The organism is Streptococcus orisratti DSM 15617 (genome assembly GCF_000380105.1).
GTDB lineage: Bacteria > Bacillota > Bacilli > Lactobacillales > Streptococcaceae > Streptococcus > Streptococcus orisratti.
The window spans coordinates 1-18,190 of sequence record NZ_KB904461.1; the positions used below are offsets into that span (position 1 = coordinate 1).

The 18,190-nt window shown below is 40.8% G+C and carries 18 protein-coding genes and 3 tRNA genes; 20 read left to right on the forward strand and 1 reads right to left on the reverse strand.

Annotation, left to right across the window (positions count from 1 at the left end; all coding sequences use genetic code 11):
* The 10 genes from A3I7_RS12475 to A3I7_RS0104535 all read left to right on the forward strand — a co-directional run.
* Positions 1 to 266: biotin/lipoyl attachment domain-containing protein (locus tag A3I7_RS12475; RefSeq protein ID WP_033418562.1), on the forward strand; the 266-nt coding region annotated here is incomplete at its 5' end.
* A gap of 235 nt (positions 267 to 501) precedes the next feature.
* A complete protein-coding gene (gene glmU, locus A3I7_RS0104495) occupies positions 502 to 1,881 on the forward strand; it encodes a bifunctional UDP-N-acetylglucosamine diphosphorylase/glucosamine-1-phosphate N-acetyltransferase GlmU (RefSeq protein WP_018375587.1) in 1,380 nt (459 codons plus the stop codon).
* A gap of 126 nt (positions 1,882 to 2,007) precedes the next feature.
* Positions 2,008 to 2,460: a LytTR family DNA-binding domain-containing protein gene (locus tag A3I7_RS0104500; RefSeq protein WP_018375588.1), complete on the forward strand. Its 453-nt coding sequence runs from the start codon at positions 2,008 to 2,010 to the stop codon at positions 2,458 to 2,460.
* Positions 2,450 to 2,896 (forward strand): hypothetical protein, encoded by a 447-nt coding sequence (locus tag A3I7_RS0104505; RefSeq protein WP_018375589.1) that lies wholly within the window; start codon positions 2,450 to 2,452, stop codon positions 2,894 to 2,896. Before A3I7_RS0104500 ends, A3I7_RS0104505 begins: the two co-directional genes overlap by 11 nt.
* A gap of 52 nt (positions 2,897 to 2,948) precedes the next feature.
* On the forward strand, positions 2,949 to 3,704 hold the full coding sequence (locus A3I7_RS0104510; protein ID WP_425423203.1) for an alpha/beta fold hydrolase: 756 nt from the start codon (positions 2,949 to 2,951) through the stop codon (positions 3,702 to 3,704).
* Between the two features lie 17 nt (positions 3,705 to 3,721).
* Positions 3,722 to 4,546 carry an ABC transporter ATP-binding protein gene (locus A3I7_RS0104515; RefSeq protein ID WP_018375591.1) on the forward strand — a complete coding sequence of 275 codons (825 nt, stop codon included), beginning with the start codon at positions 3,722 to 3,724 and terminating at the stop codon, positions 4,544 to 4,546.
* A 1-nt stretch (position 4,547) separates the two neighbouring features.
* Positions 4,548 to 5,336 carry an ABC transporter permease subunit gene (locus tag A3I7_RS0104520; protein ID WP_018375592.1) on the forward strand — a complete coding sequence of 263 codons (789 nt, stop codon included), beginning with the start codon at positions 4,548 to 4,550 and terminating at the stop codon, positions 5,334 to 5,336.
* A 98-nt stretch (positions 5,337 to 5,434) separates the two neighbouring features.
* Complete coding sequence (locus A3I7_RS0104525; protein WP_018375593.1) at positions 5,435 to 5,989, forward strand: NUDIX hydrolase; 555 nt, start codon at positions 5,435 to 5,437, stop codon at positions 5,987 to 5,989.
* Complete coding sequence (gene macP, locus A3I7_RS0104530; RefSeq protein ID WP_018375594.1) at positions 5,989 to 6,318, forward strand: cell wall synthase accessory phosphoprotein MacP; 330 nt, start codon at positions 5,989 to 5,991, stop codon at positions 6,316 to 6,318. The genes A3I7_RS0104525 and macP overlap by 1 nt, the downstream gene beginning before the upstream one ends.
* A 27-nt stretch (positions 6,319 to 6,345) precedes the next feature.
* Complete coding sequence (locus A3I7_RS0104535) at positions 6,346 to 7,038, forward strand: 5'-methylthioadenosine/adenosylhomocysteine nucleosidase (protein ID WP_018375595.1); 693 nt, start codon at positions 6,346 to 6,348, stop codon at positions 7,036 to 7,038.
* Between the two features lie 404 nt (positions 7,039 to 7,442).
* On the opposite strand, the gene plsY is transcribed toward A3I7_RS0104535, so the two are convergent.
* Complete coding sequence (gene plsY, locus A3I7_RS0104540) at positions 7,443 to 8,081, reverse strand: glycerol-3-phosphate 1-O-acyltransferase PlsY (RefSeq protein WP_018375596.1); 639 nt, start codon at positions 8,079 to 8,081, stop codon at positions 7,443 to 7,445.
* A gap of 131 nt (positions 8,082 to 8,212) precedes the next feature.
* Here plsY and parE point away from each other — a divergent pair, with 131 nt between their 5' ends.
* The 10 genes from parE to A3I7_RS0104595 all read left to right on the forward strand — a co-directional run bounded on the left by parE (position 8,213) and on the right by A3I7_RS0104595 (position 18,178).
* Complete coding sequence (parE, locus tag A3I7_RS0104545) at positions 8,213 to 10,162, forward strand: DNA topoisomerase IV subunit B (RefSeq protein ID WP_018375597.1); 1,950 nt, start codon at positions 8,213 to 8,215, stop codon at positions 10,160 to 10,162.
* Positions 10,163 to 10,177: 15 nt separating this feature from the next.
* Entirely contained in the window at positions 10,178 to 11,068 is an 891-nt protein-coding gene (locus A3I7_RS0104550) for a hypothetical protein (protein ID WP_018375598.1), read from the forward strand.
* A 259-nt stretch (positions 11,069 to 11,327) separates the two neighbouring features.
* A complete protein-coding gene (locus A3I7_RS0104555) occupies positions 11,328 to 12,080 on the forward strand; it encodes a DUF6261 family protein (RefSeq protein WP_018375599.1) in 753 nt (250 codons plus the stop codon).
* Between the two features lie 378 nt (positions 12,081 to 12,458).
* Positions 12,459 to 14,915 (forward strand): DNA topoisomerase IV subunit A, encoded by a 2,457-nt coding sequence (gene parC / locus A3I7_RS0104565; protein ID WP_026217127.1) that lies wholly within the window; start codon positions 12,459 to 12,461, stop codon positions 14,913 to 14,915.
* A 113-nt stretch (positions 14,916 to 15,028) separates the two neighbouring features.
* Complete coding sequence (locus tag A3I7_RS0104570) at positions 15,029 to 16,048, forward strand: branched-chain amino acid aminotransferase (protein ID WP_018375602.1); 1,020 nt, start codon at positions 15,029 to 15,031, stop codon at positions 16,046 to 16,048.
* 67 nt (positions 16,049 to 16,115) lie between these two features.
* On the forward strand, positions 16,116 to 16,346 hold the full coding sequence (locus A3I7_RS0104575; protein WP_018375603.1) for a DUF2969 domain-containing protein: 231 nt from the start codon (positions 16,116 to 16,118) through the stop codon (positions 16,344 to 16,346).
* A 60-nt stretch (positions 16,347 to 16,406) separates the two neighbouring features.
* Positions 16,407 to 16,487, forward strand: a tRNA-Tyr gene (locus A3I7_RS0104580).
* A gap of 112 nt (positions 16,488 to 16,599) precedes the next feature.
* Positions 16,600 to 16,671: transfer RNA gene (locus A3I7_RS0104585), tRNA-Gln, on the forward strand.
* Positions 16,672 to 16,798: 127 nt separating this feature from the next.
* Complete coding sequence (rpsA, locus tag A3I7_RS0104590) at positions 16,799 to 18,001, forward strand: 30S ribosomal protein S1 (RefSeq protein WP_018375604.1); 1,203 nt, start codon at positions 16,799 to 16,801, stop codon at positions 17,999 to 18,001.
* Positions 18,002 to 18,106: 105 nt separating this feature from the next.
* Positions 18,107 to 18,178, forward strand: a tRNA-Arg gene (locus tag A3I7_RS0104595).
* The last annotated feature ends 12 nt before the right edge of the window (positions 18,179 to 18,190 follow it).

Genomic DNA, 18,190 nt, shown 5'->3' on the forward strand with positions numbered 1-18,190 from the left:
GTCAATTGAAAAAAGGACAGCCTGTTCGCCTAACCCTTGAAAAGATCAGCAATCATGCCATTGTTATCACTGGCAAAATCACTAAAATTGCAAATTCTGCCACACAAACCAAAGAAGGAAATGTCTTTGAGGTGACAGCACTAGCCACTGTTGGTAAACAAGATAGTTCCAAACTAATACTCTTCGAAAATCAAAACTATCCGTTGTCAACTTGCCTTGATGAACTCAAGTTCTATCGTCGGCTTCGTTTCCTAGGCTACTTTTGATTTTCATTGAGTATAAACCAGAGTTTGTCTATATTTTGAAGCAACTTTCTTGAGTTATTTTTTATTTTAGAGGTTTAGAATCGGAAAGTTTTAACTATTCTTATACGGAATAGGTTGGTTAGCCTTGACTTAGTTCAATAAGGTATATCCCTTGCCATCTATTATCAATTTTTCCAATATTTCTTTCTTTATGCTATAATGGAAATGTTTAAATTTTATATTAAGGAAATTAATGATGTCTAATTACGCAATTATTTTGGCGGCGGGTAAAGGTACTCGCATGAAATCTGACCTGCCTAAGGTCTTGCACAAGGTCTCTGGTATCACTATGCTGGAGCATGTTTTTCGTGCGGTGAGTGCTATTACTCCTGAGAAAAATGTAACTGTCATTGGTCACAAGGCAGAGTTGGTTCGTGAGGTTTTAGCTAATCAGTCTGAATTTGTCTTGCAAACAGAGCAATTGGGAACAGGGCATGCTGTCATGATGGCAGAAGAGGAATTGGCTGGCCTTGAAGGACATACCTTGGTCATTGCTGGTGATACGCCGCTGATTACAGGGGAAAGTCTAAAAAATTTGATTGACTTTCATGTTAATCACAAGAATGTCGCTACTATTTTGACAGCGACAGCTGAAAATCCTTTTGGTTATGGCCGTATTATCCGAAATGACAACGGTGAGGTGGTTAAAATTGTTGAACAAAAAGATGCATCTGCTTTTGAACAGCAAGTCAAAGAAATCAATACAGGAACTTATGTATTTGACAATAAGCGTCTTTTTGAAGCCCTGAAAAATATCAATACCAACAATGCCCAAGGTGAATATTATTTGACGGATGTTATCTCAATCTTCCGTGAAGCTAGTGAAAAGGTTGGGGCTTATGTTCTTCGTGACTTTGATGAAAGTTTGGGAGTTAATGACCGTGTTGCTCTTGCGATGGCTGAAAGAGTAATGCGCCGTCGTATCAACAAAACTCATATGCTCAACGGCGTGACTTTCCTAAATCCTGATGCGACTTACATTGATGTGGATGTGGCGATTGCTCCAGATGTGGTGGTAGAAGCCAATATCACCCTTAAAGGTCACACCAGAATTGGTGCAGAATCTATCCTAACCAATGGGACTTATATCGTTGACTCGGTTATTGGTGAGCGAGTGGTGGTAACCAACTCGATGATTGAGGAATCGGAAGTTAAGGATGGAGTGACAATTGGACCTTTTGCTCATATTCGTCCAAAGTCAGTCCTCGGTAAAGATTCCCATATAGGAAATTTTGTGGAAGTTAAGGGTTCAAGCATTGGTGAAAATACCAAGGCTGGTCATTTAACCTATATTGGTAATGGGCAAGTCGGTGACTATGTCAACTTTGGTGCAGGCACTATCCTTGCTAACTATGATGGCAAAAACAAATACACAACGACTATTGGTAATCATGTCTTTGTTGGTAGCAACTCAACTCTTGTGGCGCCTGTAACTATTGGTGATAGTGCTTTGATTGCAGCGGGTTCTGCTATTAACCAAGATGTTCCAGCAGATGCCCTAGCTATCGGTCGTGAACGTCAGGTTACTAAGGAAGGGTATGCCATCGGTAAACCCCATCATCCTTCAACAAAATAGGAAATGTAAAGTAAGGCTAAGCCTTGCTTTTTTTCTGCAACTTAGAGGAAATTTTTGCACATGGGAAGATAAGATATTGTAGTCGTCTAACTTTTTGATATACTGATAAGTAAAGGAGGCAAACCTGTGAAACTTAGATTGGAGCATATTTCAGCTGGTGAGGACGAAGTCATCATCCGTTATCGGGAAATGACCGCTCAAATAGAGCAGCTGGTCGACTTGGTGTCACAAGATCAAGCAAAGATGCTGGGGATTACTGAAAATGGGCAGAGCTATGTGCGCGTGGATGATATCTTCTACGTTGAGAGTGTTGACAGTAGAACCTTTGCTTATACGGACAAGGGGGTCTATCAGGTGACTGCGAGTTTGGGACAATTGGCAGAGCAGTACAAGAAGCGTGGCTTCTTTCGCTGTGCCAAAGCTATGGTGGTCAATATTTACAAGATTCAGTTCTTTAAGAGCCAAGCTTATGGCCGGATTGAAGCCACATTGGCAAATGACGAAAAAATTATTATTTCGCGTAAATACGCAAATAAACTCAGACAGGTCTTGCAGGAGGGAATAACAGATGAAAACTAAGTGGTGGGAAGGTTTCTTAAGTCAGGAAATTGCCAATGAATACAAGACAGCTGTCTATTGCTTTTGCGTTTATTTTTTCTATTCTGCTTACCAGCTTTTGCAGGGAAGAACAACAGCTAATATCTATTATTTAATCGAAATGGTCATTGTGACCTATGTCATCACGCAGATTCAGGTTTTTCTGTTTAACAACTTTGATGAGGCTGATAGGTTAGCAAGAAGAGAGCTGCTAGGCTTAATCGTTTGTTCCTGCCTCTATGGCCTTGTTGGACAATGGCTGAGCTGGTTTGATGGCAATCTTCTAGCAGCTGCTTGCTTTGTCATTTATGTCATGCTAGAGTATCTGACCATTTTTATTGCCAACAAAATCAAACGGAGCATTGACAGTAAGAAGCTAAATATAATGTTGGACGATTATAAGAGTCAAAGAAAGTGACAGGTGGCATATTATGTCAGAGACAAAAGTAATGAAATTAAATAATGGAGAAATGTATTACAGCGATACTGGCGAAGGTATTGTCCTTGTTTTTCTACATGGCCTTGGCTGCGATGGTCGCATGTTTTTACAGCAAATTACCGCTTTCCAGCATCAGTATAGAATCATTTGCCCTGATTTATTGGGAAACGGAAAATCCTCTATTTTAAAAGTCTCTGTTAAGCAAGTGATTGAAGAGCAGGCTGCTGCTGTGATTGCTTTACTGGATAACCTTAATATCAGAGAGGCAGTATTTTGCGGAACGTCATATGGCGGGATTGTCTGTCAGCATATTGCAGTCAGCTATTCAAATTATGTTAAAGGATTGGTTCTAGCGGATACCTTTTCTGATACGACTATTCATAGTATCAAAGAGCTTCTTAATAAAATGACTATAAGTGCTAGCTTATGGCTCTATTATTGTNGCGGCCTTCTTAAATGGTCTGTAAAATCGCAGTATAAAGGGTATCCAGAAGCACAGAGTTATATGGAGACAATTATGGGGAACCTACGCAGCAGGGAAGTGGTTTTGCAGCGTAGGGCTATTAATCACATTAATTATACTGAGCAGATTGGTCGGTTAAAAATGCCCATCTTGTTGTTGGTAGGAAGCCGTTATGATCTTTTGGTCAGTTATATGAAGAGAATTCATCAAGTCCTTCCTTCCAGCCAGATTAAAGTTATTGAAGATTCCTTTGATCCGTCTAATATGGTCAGGCCTGATAAGTATAATCAACTGCTATTGGAATTCTTAAACACTTCTATTTGAGGAAAGGAAGTAATTACATGGAAACTGTTATTGATATCAAGCATTTGCGCAAATACTATGGCCAGCACATGGGAGCAGAAGATGTGAGTTTGTCTGTCAAAAAGGGTGAAATATTTGGATTTCTGGGCTCAAACGGCGCTGGAAAATCAACGACCATTCGCTGCCTCTTGGGACTGATTAAGCCCAGCAGCGGTCAGATGACGCTTTTTGGAGGGCGATACAGTTCACTGATAGAAAGCCTCCGTCATATTGGCTACATGCCGTCGGAAGCCATGTTTTACCCGCAGATGAAGGTCAAGGATGTTATTGCTTTTGCAGCTAGGGCAAGAAAAAAGGATTGCAGTGCTGAAGCTGATAGGCTTTGTCAGATTTTAGAGGTACCTTTGAATAAAAAAATTCAGGATTTATCTCTGGGAAATCGTAAGAAAGTAGGTATCGTTTGCGCTTTGCAACACCAACCAGAGCTTCTTATTTTGGATGAGCCGACATCAGGTCTTGATCCCTTGATGCAGGAGCGTTTTTTCAAGCTCGTTAAAGAAGCCTGCGCAGCTGGCAGCACTTGTTTCTTGTCTTCTCACATCCTTTCTGAAATTAAAAATTACTGTGATCGCGCAGCTATTATCAAAGACGGAAAAATTCTCAAAATTGATACCATTGAGAATCTGACACGTAGCCAGTCGAAACGTGTGACATTTTGGAAAGATGGCAAGGAAGAGAACTTTGCCTTTGCAGGAAGTAGTTCAGAGTTGTTGCGAAAACTGACAGTTCTGAAGCCAGATGATTTTTTGGTAGAAGAGCCTTCTTTGGAAGACTTGTTTAGGCACTATTATGAGGAGGAATAAGATGATTTTGTTAAAGCATGAATTGAAACAAAGTGCTAAGGCTCTCTTGATTTGGGCATTGTCTGTAGGCCTGATTTGTTATGCTTGTATTTTGCTCTACCAGAGTCTGGCAGACCGAATTGGAGGTATCGCTGATACCTACGCTCAAATGGGTGACATGAGCAAGGCGCTTGGTCTGAACAAGGTGAGTATTGCTACCTTGGACGGCTATTTTGCAACAGAAATTGCTCTTATGTTTGGGCTTGGAGCAGGCATGTTTGCCAGTATGCTAGGCGTATCAAGTCTATCAAAAGAAGAGGAAGGGCATACCAGTGAGTTCCTCTATACCCTGCCTTATAGCCGTGCTTCAATTTTAACTTGGAAATTTGTTAGTCTCATTGTGATGCTTCTTATCTTTAACATCATTTGTATAGGCTTGGAAAGTCTGGGGTTATGGCAGACCGGATTGCATTTTTCGATTAGGCCATTTGTGATTTACCACTTTTTAGCTTTTGTTATGCAACTGGAGTTAGCTAGCCTTTGTTTTCTATTGTCATCCATGAATCGTCGGAAGCAAAGTGGTCTTGCACTAGGGCTGACTTTGCTCTTATATGTCATGGATATGATAGGGCGTATTATTCCTAATCTTGAGAATATCAAATATGTGACACCTTATTATTTTGCCAATGGAGCAGATATTTTCAGTAAGACTAAGCTGGACAATAGCTTGCCAGTTATTGCAATAGCGATTACTTGTCTTGCTCTTATTAGTAGTTTTATTATTTACCAAAAACGAGACCTGAGTGCTTAATGATGGTAGTTTTTTAGACTGTTCATCTAAAAATGGTAATTTTGCTTAAAATATAGTAAAATTGGATAGTATATAACTTTTGGTGAAAGGGCTAAATCATGGATTTTGAAGAAAAAACGATAAAACGTCAAGAAATTTTTGATGGACATATTTTCAAGGTAGCAGTAGATGATGTTGAGCTGCCAAATGGTTTAGGGGAAGCTAAGCGTGAACTCGTTTTTCACCGTGGCGCAGTGTCTATTCTGACGGTCACTCCAGAAAATAAGCTGGTTATTGTCAAGCAATACCGTAAGGCTATTGAGAAAATTTCCTATGAAATTCCAGCTGGTAAGCTTGAAATTGGCGAAAATGGTTCTGAGAAAGAAGCTGCTCTGCGTGAATTAGAAGAAGAGACAGGTTATACAGGCGATTTGGAATTAATTCATGAATTTTACACTGCTATTGGTTTTTGTAATGAAAAAATAAAACTCTATTTGGCGACAAATTTGAAGAAAGTTCCCAACCCACGTCCGCAAGATGAGGATGAAGTTCTCGAACTTTTTGAGTTAACTTATGATGAATGTATGGACTTGGTCAAAACAGGAGACATTGAAGATGCTAAAACCATCATAGCTCTGCAATATTATGCTCTTCACTTTGGAGGAAATGCATAATGGGAAAACCACTCCTAACCGATGAAATCATTGAAAAGGCTAACCGCGGTGAAATTATATACGATGACCAAGAATTTTCAGATCCAGAAGAAACCAAGATTATCTCAACTGATTATTCTAGCACTTTATCTGATAGTAATGAATTTGATATAAATAAGGGAGGTCTACTGGATAGACTAAGTGGTCACAGTCAAAAAGATCAAATGGTTTATAAAAGTCGTCGCATTGAGAATGCCAAACGAAGTGAGTTTCAAGGAAAGCTCAACAAGATTTTATTTGTTGTTATTTTGCTAGTTATTTTGCTTATTTGGGCAGTTTTCAACATTTAATTAAACTACTGTTGGAGAAATAAATAGATGAAAATTGGTATTATTGCTGCTATGGAGCAGGAATTGAAGGTTTTGGTAGACAACTTGGAAGATAGAGGTGTGCAAACTATTCTATCTAACACTTACTATACTGGAAAAGTTGGCAAGCACGATGTTGTTCTGGTTCAGTCTGGTGTAGGCAAGGTCATGTCCGCTATGAGTGTTGCTGTTCTGGTAGAAAATTTTGGCGTTGATGCCCTGATTAACACAGGCTCAGCTGGTGCGGTCGCAGAAGGCCTTAATATAGGTGATGTCGTTGTTGCCGATAAGCTGGTTTACCATGATGTTGATTTGACAGCTTTTGGTTATGCTTATGGACAGATGTCCATGCAACCACTCTACTTTGAGTCAGATAAGAAATTTGTAAGCCTTTTTGAAAAAGTGCTATCTGCGACAGAGGTGACAAGTAAAGTTGGTTTGATTGCAACGGGAGATTCCTTCATTGCAGGACAAGACAAGATTGATACAATTAAAGGTCATTTTCCAGATGTTTTGGCAGTTGAGATGGAGGGGGCGGCTATTGCTCAGGCGGCTAATAGTACGGGTAAGCCATTTATTGTTATTCGCGCCATGTCTGACACTGCGGCTCATGATGCCAACATCACTTTTGATGAATTTATCATCGAAGCTGGGAAGCGCTCAGCGAAAGTATTGCTTCAGTTCTTAACTGTTTTAGACTAAGGACCTGTGTTCACAAGTAAAGTACTTTTATTTAAGAGATAGTTTCTCGCTAATCGAGGCAGTTTTTTGAGGAATACTGACTGTATTTTGAAAAAACTAACGATGAGTGGCTGAAAACTAACCTTAGATGGAAGTGCTGAACTGTGAATACAGGTTCTAAGGGACAATCTTTCGCTTTATTTTCAGTTAATACTCAACCAAGATCAAAAATAACAAACTTATTACTATCATCACAATTTATACCCTTTTACCATGACAAAAACTTCCGTCAATTGTTCATTTTAAATATATCCAGTTACTATTAGATAGCTACTTTTGATTTTTAGCCAGTATTAGCATCAGTTTTTAGTTACAGATTCTTATAGAAAAAAGTCGAAGAGTTGAAATTCTCCGACTTTTTTGTTTTATTTCTTACTCTGTTTGCTGAGGTTGAGTCCCCATGGAACAAGATTTTCTTGGTGGGCTTTGATGCGTTTCATATTGTCCCTGTGGCGGATAATAATGATAGAAGCCATTATGATGATAAGGACTGTAAAGAGCCAATCATAGTTTGGCAACAGAAAACCAAAAGCTGGAAAAATCAGAGCACTCAGCACCGCCATTGTCGCCGAAATAACGCTAGAAAGGGAAATCATGCTAAAGAGATAAAGGCTAATCGTGAAGATAATGCCTAGATAAAGCAAGAAGAGTGGGGCAAATCCAAGTAGGACACCAGCACTGGTTGCCACTGCCTTGCCTCCTTTGAAGCCAGCAAAGATAGGAAAGGTATGACCCAAAATAGCAAAAAGTCCGATGAGAAGTGGTGAAACTGCGGTCACACCCAGCCAAACAGGAAGTATGGTTGCAATGGTTCCTTTGAGAATATCCACGACCAGTACAACCAAACCAGCCTTGACACCTAAAACGCGGAAGGTGTTTGTCGTTCCAGTGTTGCCGCTGCCGTGTTCACGAAGATTGATGTGATAGAAAGCTTTACCAATCCAGAGTCCCGTCTGGATAGAGCCCAGTAAGTACGCAATAATCATTAAACCTAAAATTTTCATGCTTTTATTATACCATACTGACTGGCTCTTGCTTGAAAAATGTCTGATTTTTCAAGAGATAGACTAAAATATTTTGCAAAATTTGCTAAAAACCTGTAAGATAAAAAGGATGAAAAAATTCGGAGGTCTTAATGGCTAAGAAAGAAATCAATATCAATAATTACGGCGACGATGCCATCCAAGTCTTAGAAGGCTTAGATGCTGTTCGTAAACGTCCTGGGATGTACATCGGATCAACTGATGGAACGGGATTACACCATTTGGTTTGGGAAATCGTGGACAATGCGGTTGATGAGGCGCTCTCTGGCTTTGGTGATCAGATTGATGTGACCATTAACAAAGATGGCTCAGTGACGGTAGCTGACCACGGTCGCGGGATGCCAACTGGTAAGCATGCTATGGGCATTCCGACGGTGGAAGTCATCTTTACGGTGCTCCATGCTGGCGGGAAATTCGGTCAAGGCGGTTACAAGACATCTGGTGGGCTGCACGGGGTCGGTTCGTCTGTCGTTAATGCTCTGTCTAGCTGGTTAGAGGTTGAAATTACCCGTGATGGTGCGGTTTATAAGCAGCGTTTTGAAAATGGCGGGAAGCCCGTCACCACACTCAAGAAAATAGGCACAGCTCCTAAGTCCAAATCAGGGACAAAGGTCAGCTTTATGCCAGACAGCATGATTTTTTCAACGACAGAGTTTAAATTTAACACCATAGCAGAGCGACTCAAGGAATCTGCCTTCCTGCTCAAGAACGTTACCATGACCCTGACGGACAATCGTCCAGACGAAGTCTTGCAGGAGTCCTTTCATTTTGAAAATGGGGTTCAAGACTTCGTCGAATACCTCAACGAGGATAAGGAGACATTGACACCTGTCATCTTTTTTGAAGGTGAGGAGCAAGGTTTCCAAGTAGAAGTGGCGCTTCAGTACAATGACGGTTTCTCTGACAATATCCTCTCCTTTGTTAATAACGTCCGCACTAAGGATGGCGGAACGCATGAGACAGGACTTAAATCAGCTATCACCAAGGCTATGAACGACTATGCCAGAAAAACGGGCTTGCTCAAGGAGAAGGACAAAAACTTGGAAGGTTCTGACTACCGCGAAGGGCTGTCGGCTATTCTCTCGGTCTTGGTGCCTGAGCAGCACTTGCAGTTTGAAGGGCAAACCAAGGACAAGCTGGGGTCACCGCTGGCGCGTCCAATCGTTGACGGTATCGTCTCTGAGAAATTGACCTATTTTCTTTTGGAAAATGGCGAGGTCGCTTCAAATCTTGTTCGTAAGGCCATCAAGGCGCGTGATGCGCGGGAAGCTGCCCGCAAGGCGCGTGATGAATCGCGTAATGGCAAGAAGAATAAGAAGGACAAAGGCCTTTTATCTGGTAAGCTGACGCCAGCCCAATCTAAAAACCCTAAGAAAAATGAACTTTATCTGGTCGAAGGGGATTCTGCTGGTGGCTCTGCCAAGCAAGGTCGTGATCGTAAGTTCCAAGCCATTCTCCCTCTGCGTGGTAAGGTGCTCAACACCGCCAAGGCCAAGATGTCAGACATCGTCAAGAATGAGGAAATCAATACTATGATTTACACCATCGGTGCTGGTGTCGGAGCTGACTTCAAGGTGGAAGATGCCAACTACGATAAGATTATCATCATGACCGATGCCGATACTGACGGTGCCCACATTCAGACGCTGCTCCTGACCTTTTTCTATCGCTACATGCGTCCTTTGGTGGAAGCTGGACATGTCTATATCGCTCTACCTCCATTGTACAAAATGAGTAAGGGTAAGGGTGCCAAAGAGGTGGTTGAATATGCCTGGACTGACCAAGAGCTAGAAGAACTGCGCAAGCGATTTGGCAAAGGTGCTATCCTCCAACGTTACAAGGGGCTGGGGGAAATGAACGCCGACCAGCTTTGGGAAACCACTATGAATCCTGATACCCGCACTCTTATCCGTGTCAACATAGAAGACCTCGCGCGTGCCGAACGCCGTGTCAACGTCCTCATGGGTGACAAAGTCGAACCCCGCCGCAAATGGATTGAGGACAATGTTAAATTTACGTTGGAAGAACAGACGGTGTTTTAGAAAGTAGAGGCGAATATGGTAAGAGAAAATTATTTTGAACACTTAGATAACATGAAGTTTGATGCCAAAGTAGAATATAATAGACTTCGAGAACTGGTTAAGCTAGCAGATAATGGTGATTATTCATTTATAGATATATTTTCACATTCAGACTTATTCATTAAATATCCTAATAGAAATGGATTTATTTCATACGCTGACATAATCACTTATTTTGAAAATCGTTATATCTCAGGTTCAGATGAACTATTATTTATTTTTAGTGAGTTTATTATAGATTTCCTTAATTATCTTGATATTTTTAATTCAGAATTATTGAGTGAGTACTTACCTGTTAATGAAGAGAGTTATACTGCACTAGAAGGTATTGAGATAGGTATTCGTAAAAACGTAAGTCGTTTTTTAGATTTATCAAATCACGAACTTGTCAAGTTAGAAAATGGTCGTCAAATTATCGTTGAAAAGAATGTGTATGCTTCGCAGGTATCTCAAATTATTTCTGAAACTAATATTCAGGAAGCCATGAAAGTTTTGGAATATGATCACTTTGAAAATAAAGGTAATATTCAACGTAAACAAGAAATTTTGATTTCCTTAGCAAGCTACCTTGAACCTCTCAGGGCTGAACTTAATTCTTCTGAAGAGTTGAAAGAGGTTCTGAAAGTTAACAATAAAAAGATTATTGCTGTTGAGAAACTTTTTGAAATGTTTAATCAGTTTGGCTTGCGACATAACAATAATAAGCAATATCATGCTGATCTGACAGATGAAGAACTTGAACAGTGGTATGATGATATTTATACTTCAACCTTGTTTGTTATTCTAAGTCTTGATGAAGCTAGAATATTACCGAAGTTAGCTCAAGCAAGAGTAGATTGGGCGGAACAAAAGAAACAAATTGAATAACTTCCCACTCACTCCCCACGCTTTTTCTTACCTTTCCTCAAATTCTTGTTAAATCTCCGCGATTTCGGTTCACTTTTCAGAAATTCTTACTAGATCGCGGCGATTCAGTTTGAAATTTCAGAAATTCTTTCTAAATCGCGACGATTCAGATTGTAATGTTCGGTATTTGCTTTGGCGCGCGACGATTTCGCCTGTCTTAACTGAAAATCTAATTGGTGAACCCCTCACCTCAACTAAAAAATGTAAAGGACTTATGCTTATGCTAAATAAACGATATCAATTAGAAAACATCGACCTCATGCACCTAACACCTGACCAAGTGGATAAGATTTCAACCGACAGCTTGGCTAAAATTCGGCACTTTGTGACTGAACATAGTGAAGAAGTGCCACTTGTTAAGGGTGCTAATACTTTGACAGAGCAGTTGGAAAAGTTCCAAAATAGCTTGCGCACTAGCACTAAAAGTCAGCTGGCTGAAAAGTTGGCTGCTGCCGATGCAGCTAGAGACAACGCTCTCTCCATCTTGAACCAGTTTGTACGGACTTATAGTCAGATTGACGAGTCCGATATTCAAGAGGCTTATGCGAAAATAGCAGAGCAGTTTAGCCAATTTAAGAATATTGCCAATAAGAGCTATGAAGAAGAAAGCGCCGCACTTGAGCAATTGCTTAAAAAATTGAAGTCTAGTGATTTCAAGGCCAGCGTAAAAACACTTGGACTTGACAGCCACATTGCTCGTCTCGCACAAGCTCAAGAAAACTTTGAGACAGTTTACCAAGATCGCCTTAATGAAGGCAAAGCAAAGGTTAAGAGCCAAAGCAAAGCCTTGAAGCAAACCTTAACCGACACCTATGATAGTCTTGTGGACTACATTGCTGTCAATGCCTATCATCACACCGATAAACCTCACCTCAAAGACCTCCTCGCTGACATCAACGCCATCCGCAAACGCTATAAAACACGTAAAAGCAGCAAGAAAACAGACCCTACGCAACCAGAAGAAACTGAGTAAGCTGCTCTGCTATTGCGAACGCAGTGAGCACAAAACGATAGTCCTTGAAGAGGGCGCAAGTCAATAATTGCTGCCGTGATGGAAAGATTGTTAGGAAGTATTCCTAACAATCTCGGAAAAATGGAGACTCTAGGCTCCATTTTTAGCCATGAAACCGTAGGTTTGCTGGTGTCCGCATCACTTAAGGTGAGTATCAAAGAACAAAAGAAAATTTATTTAAAAAGAACAAAGAAAGGATTGTTCAGTTAGCACTCTAACTGAACACGGGACTAAATGTCTAGGAAAAAAGGCAAAACGACCTAGATGCAAGCATCGTCGGTGTTTTCCTATTTTTCTACAACATTTTTCACAAGCGAAACGTCCCTTTGTATCTTAATTATGTCCAACATTCAAAACATGTCCCTTGAGGACATCATGGGAGAGCGTTTTGGTCGCTACTCCAAATACATCATTCAAGAGCGGGCCTTGCCGGACATTCGTGACGGGCTCAAACCCGTTCAGCGTCGCATTCTTTATTCCATGAATAAAGACGGTAATACCTTTGAAAAGGGCTTCCGGAAGTCTGCAAAATCTGTCGGTAACGTCATGGGTAACTTTCACCCTCACGGCGACAGCTCCATCTACGACGCCATGGTCCGCATGTCTCAGGATTGGAAGAACCGCGAGACCCTGATTGAAATGCACGGGAACAACGGTTCCATGGACGGTGACCCAGCCGCTGCCATGCGTTATACTGAGGCAAGGTTATCAGAGATAGCTGGTTATCTGCTCCAAGACATTGACAAGAATACCGTGCCTTGGGCTTGGAACTTTGATGACACGGAAAAAGAGCCAACGGTCTTGCCAGCTGCCTTTCCAAACCTTTTGGTCAATGGGGCAACTGGGATTTCTGCTGGTTACGCAACGGATATCCCGCCGCATAATTTAGCTGAAGTTATTGATGCTGTGGTCTACATGATTGATCATCCCTCCGCCAAGGTGGAAAAACTTATGGAATTCTTACCTGGGCCAGATTTTCCAACGGGAGCTATTATTCAGGGTAAGGATGAAATCAAGAAAGCCTACGAAACAGGGAAGGGACGTGTCGTTGTCCGTTCTCGCACCGCTATTGAAACCTTAAAAGGTGGCAAAAAGCAAATTGTGGCGACTGAAATTCCTTATGAAGTCAATAAAGCGGTATTGGTCAAGAAGCTTGACGATGTGCGTGTTAACAACAAAGTGCCTGGTATTGCTGAAGTCCGTGATGAATCTGACCGTGATGGTCTGCGCATTGCTATTGAACTCAAAAAAGATGCAGATGAGGAAACTATTCTCAATTACCTCTTCAAATACACTGACTTGCAGGTTAATTACAACTTCAACATGGTAGCCATTGACAATTATACGCCACGTCAAGTGGGGATTGTGCCTATGCTGTCCAGTTATATTGCTCACCGCAAGGACATCATTGTAGCTCGCTCTAAATTTGACAAGGAAAAAGCTGAGAAACGTCTGCATATTGTTGAGGGGCTGATTCGCGTTATTTCTATTCTAGATGAAGTGATTGCTCTTATTCGCGCGTCTGAAAATAAGGCTGACGCCAAAGAAAACCTTAAGGTTAGTTATGAGTTTTCTGAGGAACAAGCTGAAGCCATTGTAACCTTGCAACTGTATCGTTTGACCAATACCGATATTGTGACTTTAGAAAATGAAGAAGCTGAGCTGCGTGACAAAATCACTATGCTCAAAGCCATTATCGGTGATGAGCGCACCATGTTTAACGTGATGAAACGTGAGCTTCGTGAAGTTAAGAAAAAATTTGGTAATCCGCGTCTGACAGAATTGCAAGCTCAAGCACAGACTATTGAGATTGATACCGCCAGTCTTATCGTTGAAGAAGAAACCTTCGTCAGTGTGACCCGTGGTGGCTATATCAAACGTACCAGCCCACGTTCTTACAACTCATCAACGGTTGATGAGGTCGGTAAGCGTGATGATGATGAACTCATTTTCGTTCAGCAGGCCAAGACTACGCAACACTTGCTCATTTTCACTAATTTGGGGAATGTTATTTACCGTCCTGTCCACGAAATCACTGATATTCGTTGGAAAGACATCGGTGAGCATTTGTCACAAACGATTACGAATTTTGCGACCGATGAAGAAGTCCTCTACGCAGAAATTGTGGATGATTTCGAAGAGCAAACTTATTTCGCAGTGACCAAACTCGGTCAAATCAAACGCTTTGAGCGTAAGGAATTCACGCCATGGCGGACTTACAAGTCTAAGGCAGTTAAATTTGCCAAACTTAAGAACGATGAGGATAGAATTGTCACTGTTCATTCGATTGCTTTAGATGATGTTATGTTAGTGACTCTTAATGGCTACGCTCTGCGATTTAACATCGAAGAAGTTCCGGTCGTTGGCGCCAAGGCAGCCGGTGTCAAAGCTGTTAATCTTAAGGACGGCGATCTTGTTCAGGTGGCTTTTGTTGCTAACACTGAAAGCATGTATCTTCTCACGCAACGAGGAAGTCTTAAACGTATGGCGTTGGAAGTCATTCCAGTAACTAGCCGTGCTAAGCGTGGTTTGCAAGTTCTGCGAGAACTCAAATCCAAACCTCACCGTGTCTTTGTAGCTGGTCCAGTCCATTCTTCAAATGACAGTCAGAACTTAGACTTGTTCAGTACAGCGGAACTTTCTGATGACACCGAAGTATTGCAAATCATGTCAACTACAGGTAAAGTTTATGATGTCATCCTAGAAGATCTGAGCCTATCGGAACGTACTAGCAACGGTAGCTTTATCTCTGATAGCATCTCAGATGAAGGTGTTTATGCTGCTAAAATCAAGTAAGAGAGTAGTCACTCTTTTACTTTTTAGGTAAATTTTCAGAATTTTGTGAAAAGTACTTGAAAAAAACAGAAAAAAGCGTACAATAGAAAAAAACGAGAAAGAGGATTTTTATAATGACAGTAGATCTTGATTGGGAAAATTTAGGGTTCGAATATCACAAACTACCATTCCGTTATATTTCTTACTACAAAGATGGCAAGTGGGATGAAGGAAAATTAACAGAAGATGCAACCCTTCACATTTCAGAGGCTTCACCAGCTCTTCACTATGGTCAAGAGGCCTTTGAAGGTTTGAAAGCCTACCGAACAAAAGATGGCTCAGTACAATTATTCCGCCCTAATATGAACGCTGAACGTTTGCAACGCACGGCAGATCGACTCCTGATGCCACAGGTACCAACGGATAAGTTTATTGACGCTTGTAAACAAGTGGTTCGTGCTAATGAGGAGTACGTTCCGCCATACGGCACAGGAGGAACTTTATATCTGCGTCCACTTTTGATTGGTGTAGGTGATGTCATCGGTGTCCATCCAGCTACAGAATATATTTTTACCATTTTTGCTATGCCTGTTGGTAACTATTTTAAGGGCGGTTTAGTACCAACGAACTTCTTGATTCAAGATGATTATGACCGTGCAGCTCCAAATGGTACAGGTGCTGCTAAGGTAGGTGGTAACTATGCAGCAAGCCTATTACCAGGGAAGGTTGCTCATGAACGCAAATTCTCGGATGTTATTTACCTTGACCCTGCAACTCACACTAAGATTGAAGAAGTAGGTTCAGCAAACTTCTTTGGTATTACCAAAGATAATGAATTCATCACCCCACTGAGCCCATCTATCTTGCCATCAATTACAAAATATTCACTTTTGTATTTGGCAGAACATCGATTTGGCATGGAAGCTATTCAAGGTGACGTGAAGCTTGATGAATTGGATAAATTTATAGAAGCTGGTGCTTGTGGTACAGCAGCGGTCATCTCCCCAATCGGCGGTGTTCAACATGGCGATGATTTTCATGTTTTCTACAGCGAGACAGAAGTTGGACCAGTTACACGTAAACTTTATGAAGAATTGACTGGTATTCAATTTGGTGATGTTGAAGCACCAGAAGGTTGGATTTATAAAGTTTAAGAAAATTAAAGCTTGCTCTTGCAAGCTTTTTTGATTTTCGGTAAAATGTAACAAGTGAGGTGATAGAATGAGTAAAAAAGACAAAAAAATTGAAATCCAGTTGACGGATAGTTCCGTAACTGTTGGCGATGCCCAAGTTGATGGCTATGCTCTTGTTATTGGTAAAAAGAAAGTTGGAGAAATTACAGAACTAGACGGTAAATTTGCAGTAATCAAAAACACCCAAGTTGACACTTTTTTTAAAACATTAGATCAAGCTATTGAAAATATTATTGAAAATTACAACCTAAATCATTAAAAATAGTGAAAAAGACTTGCAGACGAACAAAAACTATGATAGAATAGTTTTTGTTGTTATGGAAGGGTAGCGAAGAGGCTAAACGCGGCGGACTGTAAATCCGCTCCTTCGGGTTCGGGGGTTCGAATCCCTCCCCTTCCATTTCTAAGGTATTAGGGTGTTCAAATATACAGATATGTAGATTAAATGAATCGATCTTTCAACCAGCGTTCAGTCTGAGTTCATTTCAGAATAATATCTTAGTTAGAAACTTTGGGGTATAGCCAAGCGGTAAGGCAAGGGACTTTGACTCCCTCATGCGTTGGTTCGAATCCAGCTACCCCAGTCAAAGGTATCAGGTTCTAAATCTGACACCGTCAAGGATAAAAAGAGTTGTCGTTGCGGGTTACCTTGAGAAAATATATTGTTATCAAAAGCTAGCTATGCTAGCTTTTGTTGGAGGATTTTTTAGAATGAATGAATTTGAAGATTTGCTAAACAGTGTTAGCGAAGTTAATCCTGGTGACGTGGTCACTGCGGAAGTTTTAACAGTTGATAACGATCAAGCAAACGTTGTTATTGAAGGCACTGGAGTTGAAGGTGTGCTTACACTTCGTGAATTGACTAATGATCGTAATGCAGATATCAATGATTTGGTTAAAGCTGGCGACACCGTTGAAGTGCTTGTTCTTCGTCAAGTTGTAGGTAAAGATACTGATACCGTAACTTTCCTTGTATCTAAAAAACGTTTGGAAGCTCGCAAAGCATGGGACAAACTTGTTGGTCGTGAAGGTGAAGTTGTTACTGTCAAAGGTACACGTGCTGTTAAAGGTGGTCTTTCCGTTGAATTTGAAGGACTTCGTGGTTTTATTCCAGCCTCAATGATTGATACTCGTTTTATTCGTAATACTGAAAAATTTGTTGGTCAAGAATTTGATGCAAAAATTAAAGAAGTTGATGCAGCAGAAAACCGTTTCATCCTTTCACGTCGTGAAGTTGTTGAGGAAACAGCAGCAGCAGCACGTGAAGCAGTTTTCTCAAAACTTGCTGAAGGTGAAGTTGTAACAGGTAAAGTTGCTCGTTTGACAAGTTTTGGTGCCTTCGTTGATCTTGGTGGAGTAGATGGACTTATCCATGTAACTGAGTTATCACACGAACGCAACGTTTCACCTAAATCTGTTGTTTCTGTTGGTGAAGAAGTTGAAGTTAAAGTTCTTTCAATTGATGAAGAAGCAGGACGTGTTTCATTGTCACTTAAAGCAACAACGCCTGGACCATGGGATGGTGTTGAGCAAAAACTTGCTGCTGGAGATGTTGTTGAAGGTAAAGTTAAACGTTTGACTGATTTTGGTGCCTTTGTTGAAGTCTTGCCAGGAATTGATGGACTTGTTCACATTTCACAAATTTCACATAAACGCGTTGAAAATCCTAAAGATGTCTTGTCTGTTGGTCAAGATGTTACTGTTAAGGTTCTTGAAGTTAATGCTGCCGATGAACGTGTTTCACTTTCAATCAAAGCGCTTGAAGAACGTCCAGCACAAGCTGAAGGTGAAAAAGAAGAAAAACGTCAATCTCGTCCACGTCGTCCAAAACGTGAAGCTAAACGTGATTATGAACTTCCAGAAACTCAAACTGGATTCTCAATGGCTGACTTGTTCGGTGACATTGAATTGTAATAAGTTTTAGAATATTTTCAATAGGTGGGACGACAAAATCGAATTTCTACTAATTATCGATTTTTCTCCCTCCTTTTCTTTTATGTTATAGTATAATGATACTATCCATCCTTAGTGTAATGGATATCACACAAGATTCCGGTTCTTGTGATGGGGGTTCGATTCCCTCAGGATGGATAAAATATAGCA

Excerpts from the sequence above, each read along its gene's own strand:
- glmU (WP_018375587.1), top strand. The coding sequence starts at position 502 with ATGTCTAATTACGCAATTATTTTGGCGGCGGGTAAAGGTACTCGCATG.
- A3I7_RS0104505 (WP_018375589.1), top strand. The coding sequence starts at position 2,450 with ATGAAAACTAAGTGGTGGGAAGGTTTCTTAAGTCAGGAAATTGCCAAT.
- A3I7_RS0104515 (WP_018375591.1), top strand. The coding sequence starts at position 3,722 with ATGGAAACTGTTATTGATATCAAGCATTTGCGCAAATACTATGGCCAG.
- A3I7_RS0104520 (WP_018375592.1), top strand. The coding sequence starts at position 4,548 with ATGATTTTGTTAAAGCATGAATTGAAACAAAGTGCTAAGGCTCTCTTG.
- A3I7_RS0104525 (WP_018375593.1), top strand. The coding sequence starts at position 5,435 with ATGGATTTTGAAGAAAAAACGATAAAACGTCAAGAAATTTTTGATGGA.
- macP (WP_018375594.1), top strand. The coding sequence starts at position 5,989 with ATGGGAAAACCACTCCTAACCGATGAAATCATTGAAAAGGCTAACCGC.
- A3I7_RS0104535 (WP_018375595.1), top strand. The coding sequence starts at position 6,346 with ATGAAAATTGGTATTATTGCTGCTATGGAGCAGGAATTGAAGGTTTTG.
- plsY (WP_018375596.1), bottom strand. The coding sequence starts at position 8,081 with ATGAAAATTTTAGGTTTAATGATTATTGCGTACTTACTGGGCTCTATC.
- parE (WP_018375597.1), top strand. The coding sequence starts at position 8,213 with ATGGCTAAGAAAGAAATCAATATCAATAATTACGGCGACGATGCCATC.
- A3I7_RS0104550 (WP_018375598.1), top strand. The coding sequence starts at position 10,178 with ATGGTAAGAGAAAATTATTTTGAACACTTAGATAACATGAAGTTTGAT.
- A3I7_RS0104555 (WP_018375599.1), top strand. The coding sequence starts at position 11,328 with ATGCTAAATAAACGATATCAATTAGAAAACATCGACCTCATGCACCTA.
- parC (WP_026217127.1), top strand. The coding sequence starts at position 12,459 with ATGTCCAACATTCAAAACATGTCCCTTGAGGACATCATGGGAGAGCGT.
- A3I7_RS0104570 (WP_018375602.1), top strand. The coding sequence starts at position 15,029 with ATGACAGTAGATCTTGATTGGGAAAATTTAGGGTTCGAATATCACAAA.
- A3I7_RS0104575 (WP_018375603.1), top strand. The coding sequence starts at position 16,116 with ATGAGTAAAAAAGACAAAAAAATTGAAATCCAGTTGACGGATAGTTCC.
- rpsA (WP_018375604.1), top strand. The coding sequence starts at position 16,799 with ATGAATGAATTTGAAGATTTGCTAAACAGTGTTAGCGAAGTTAATCCT.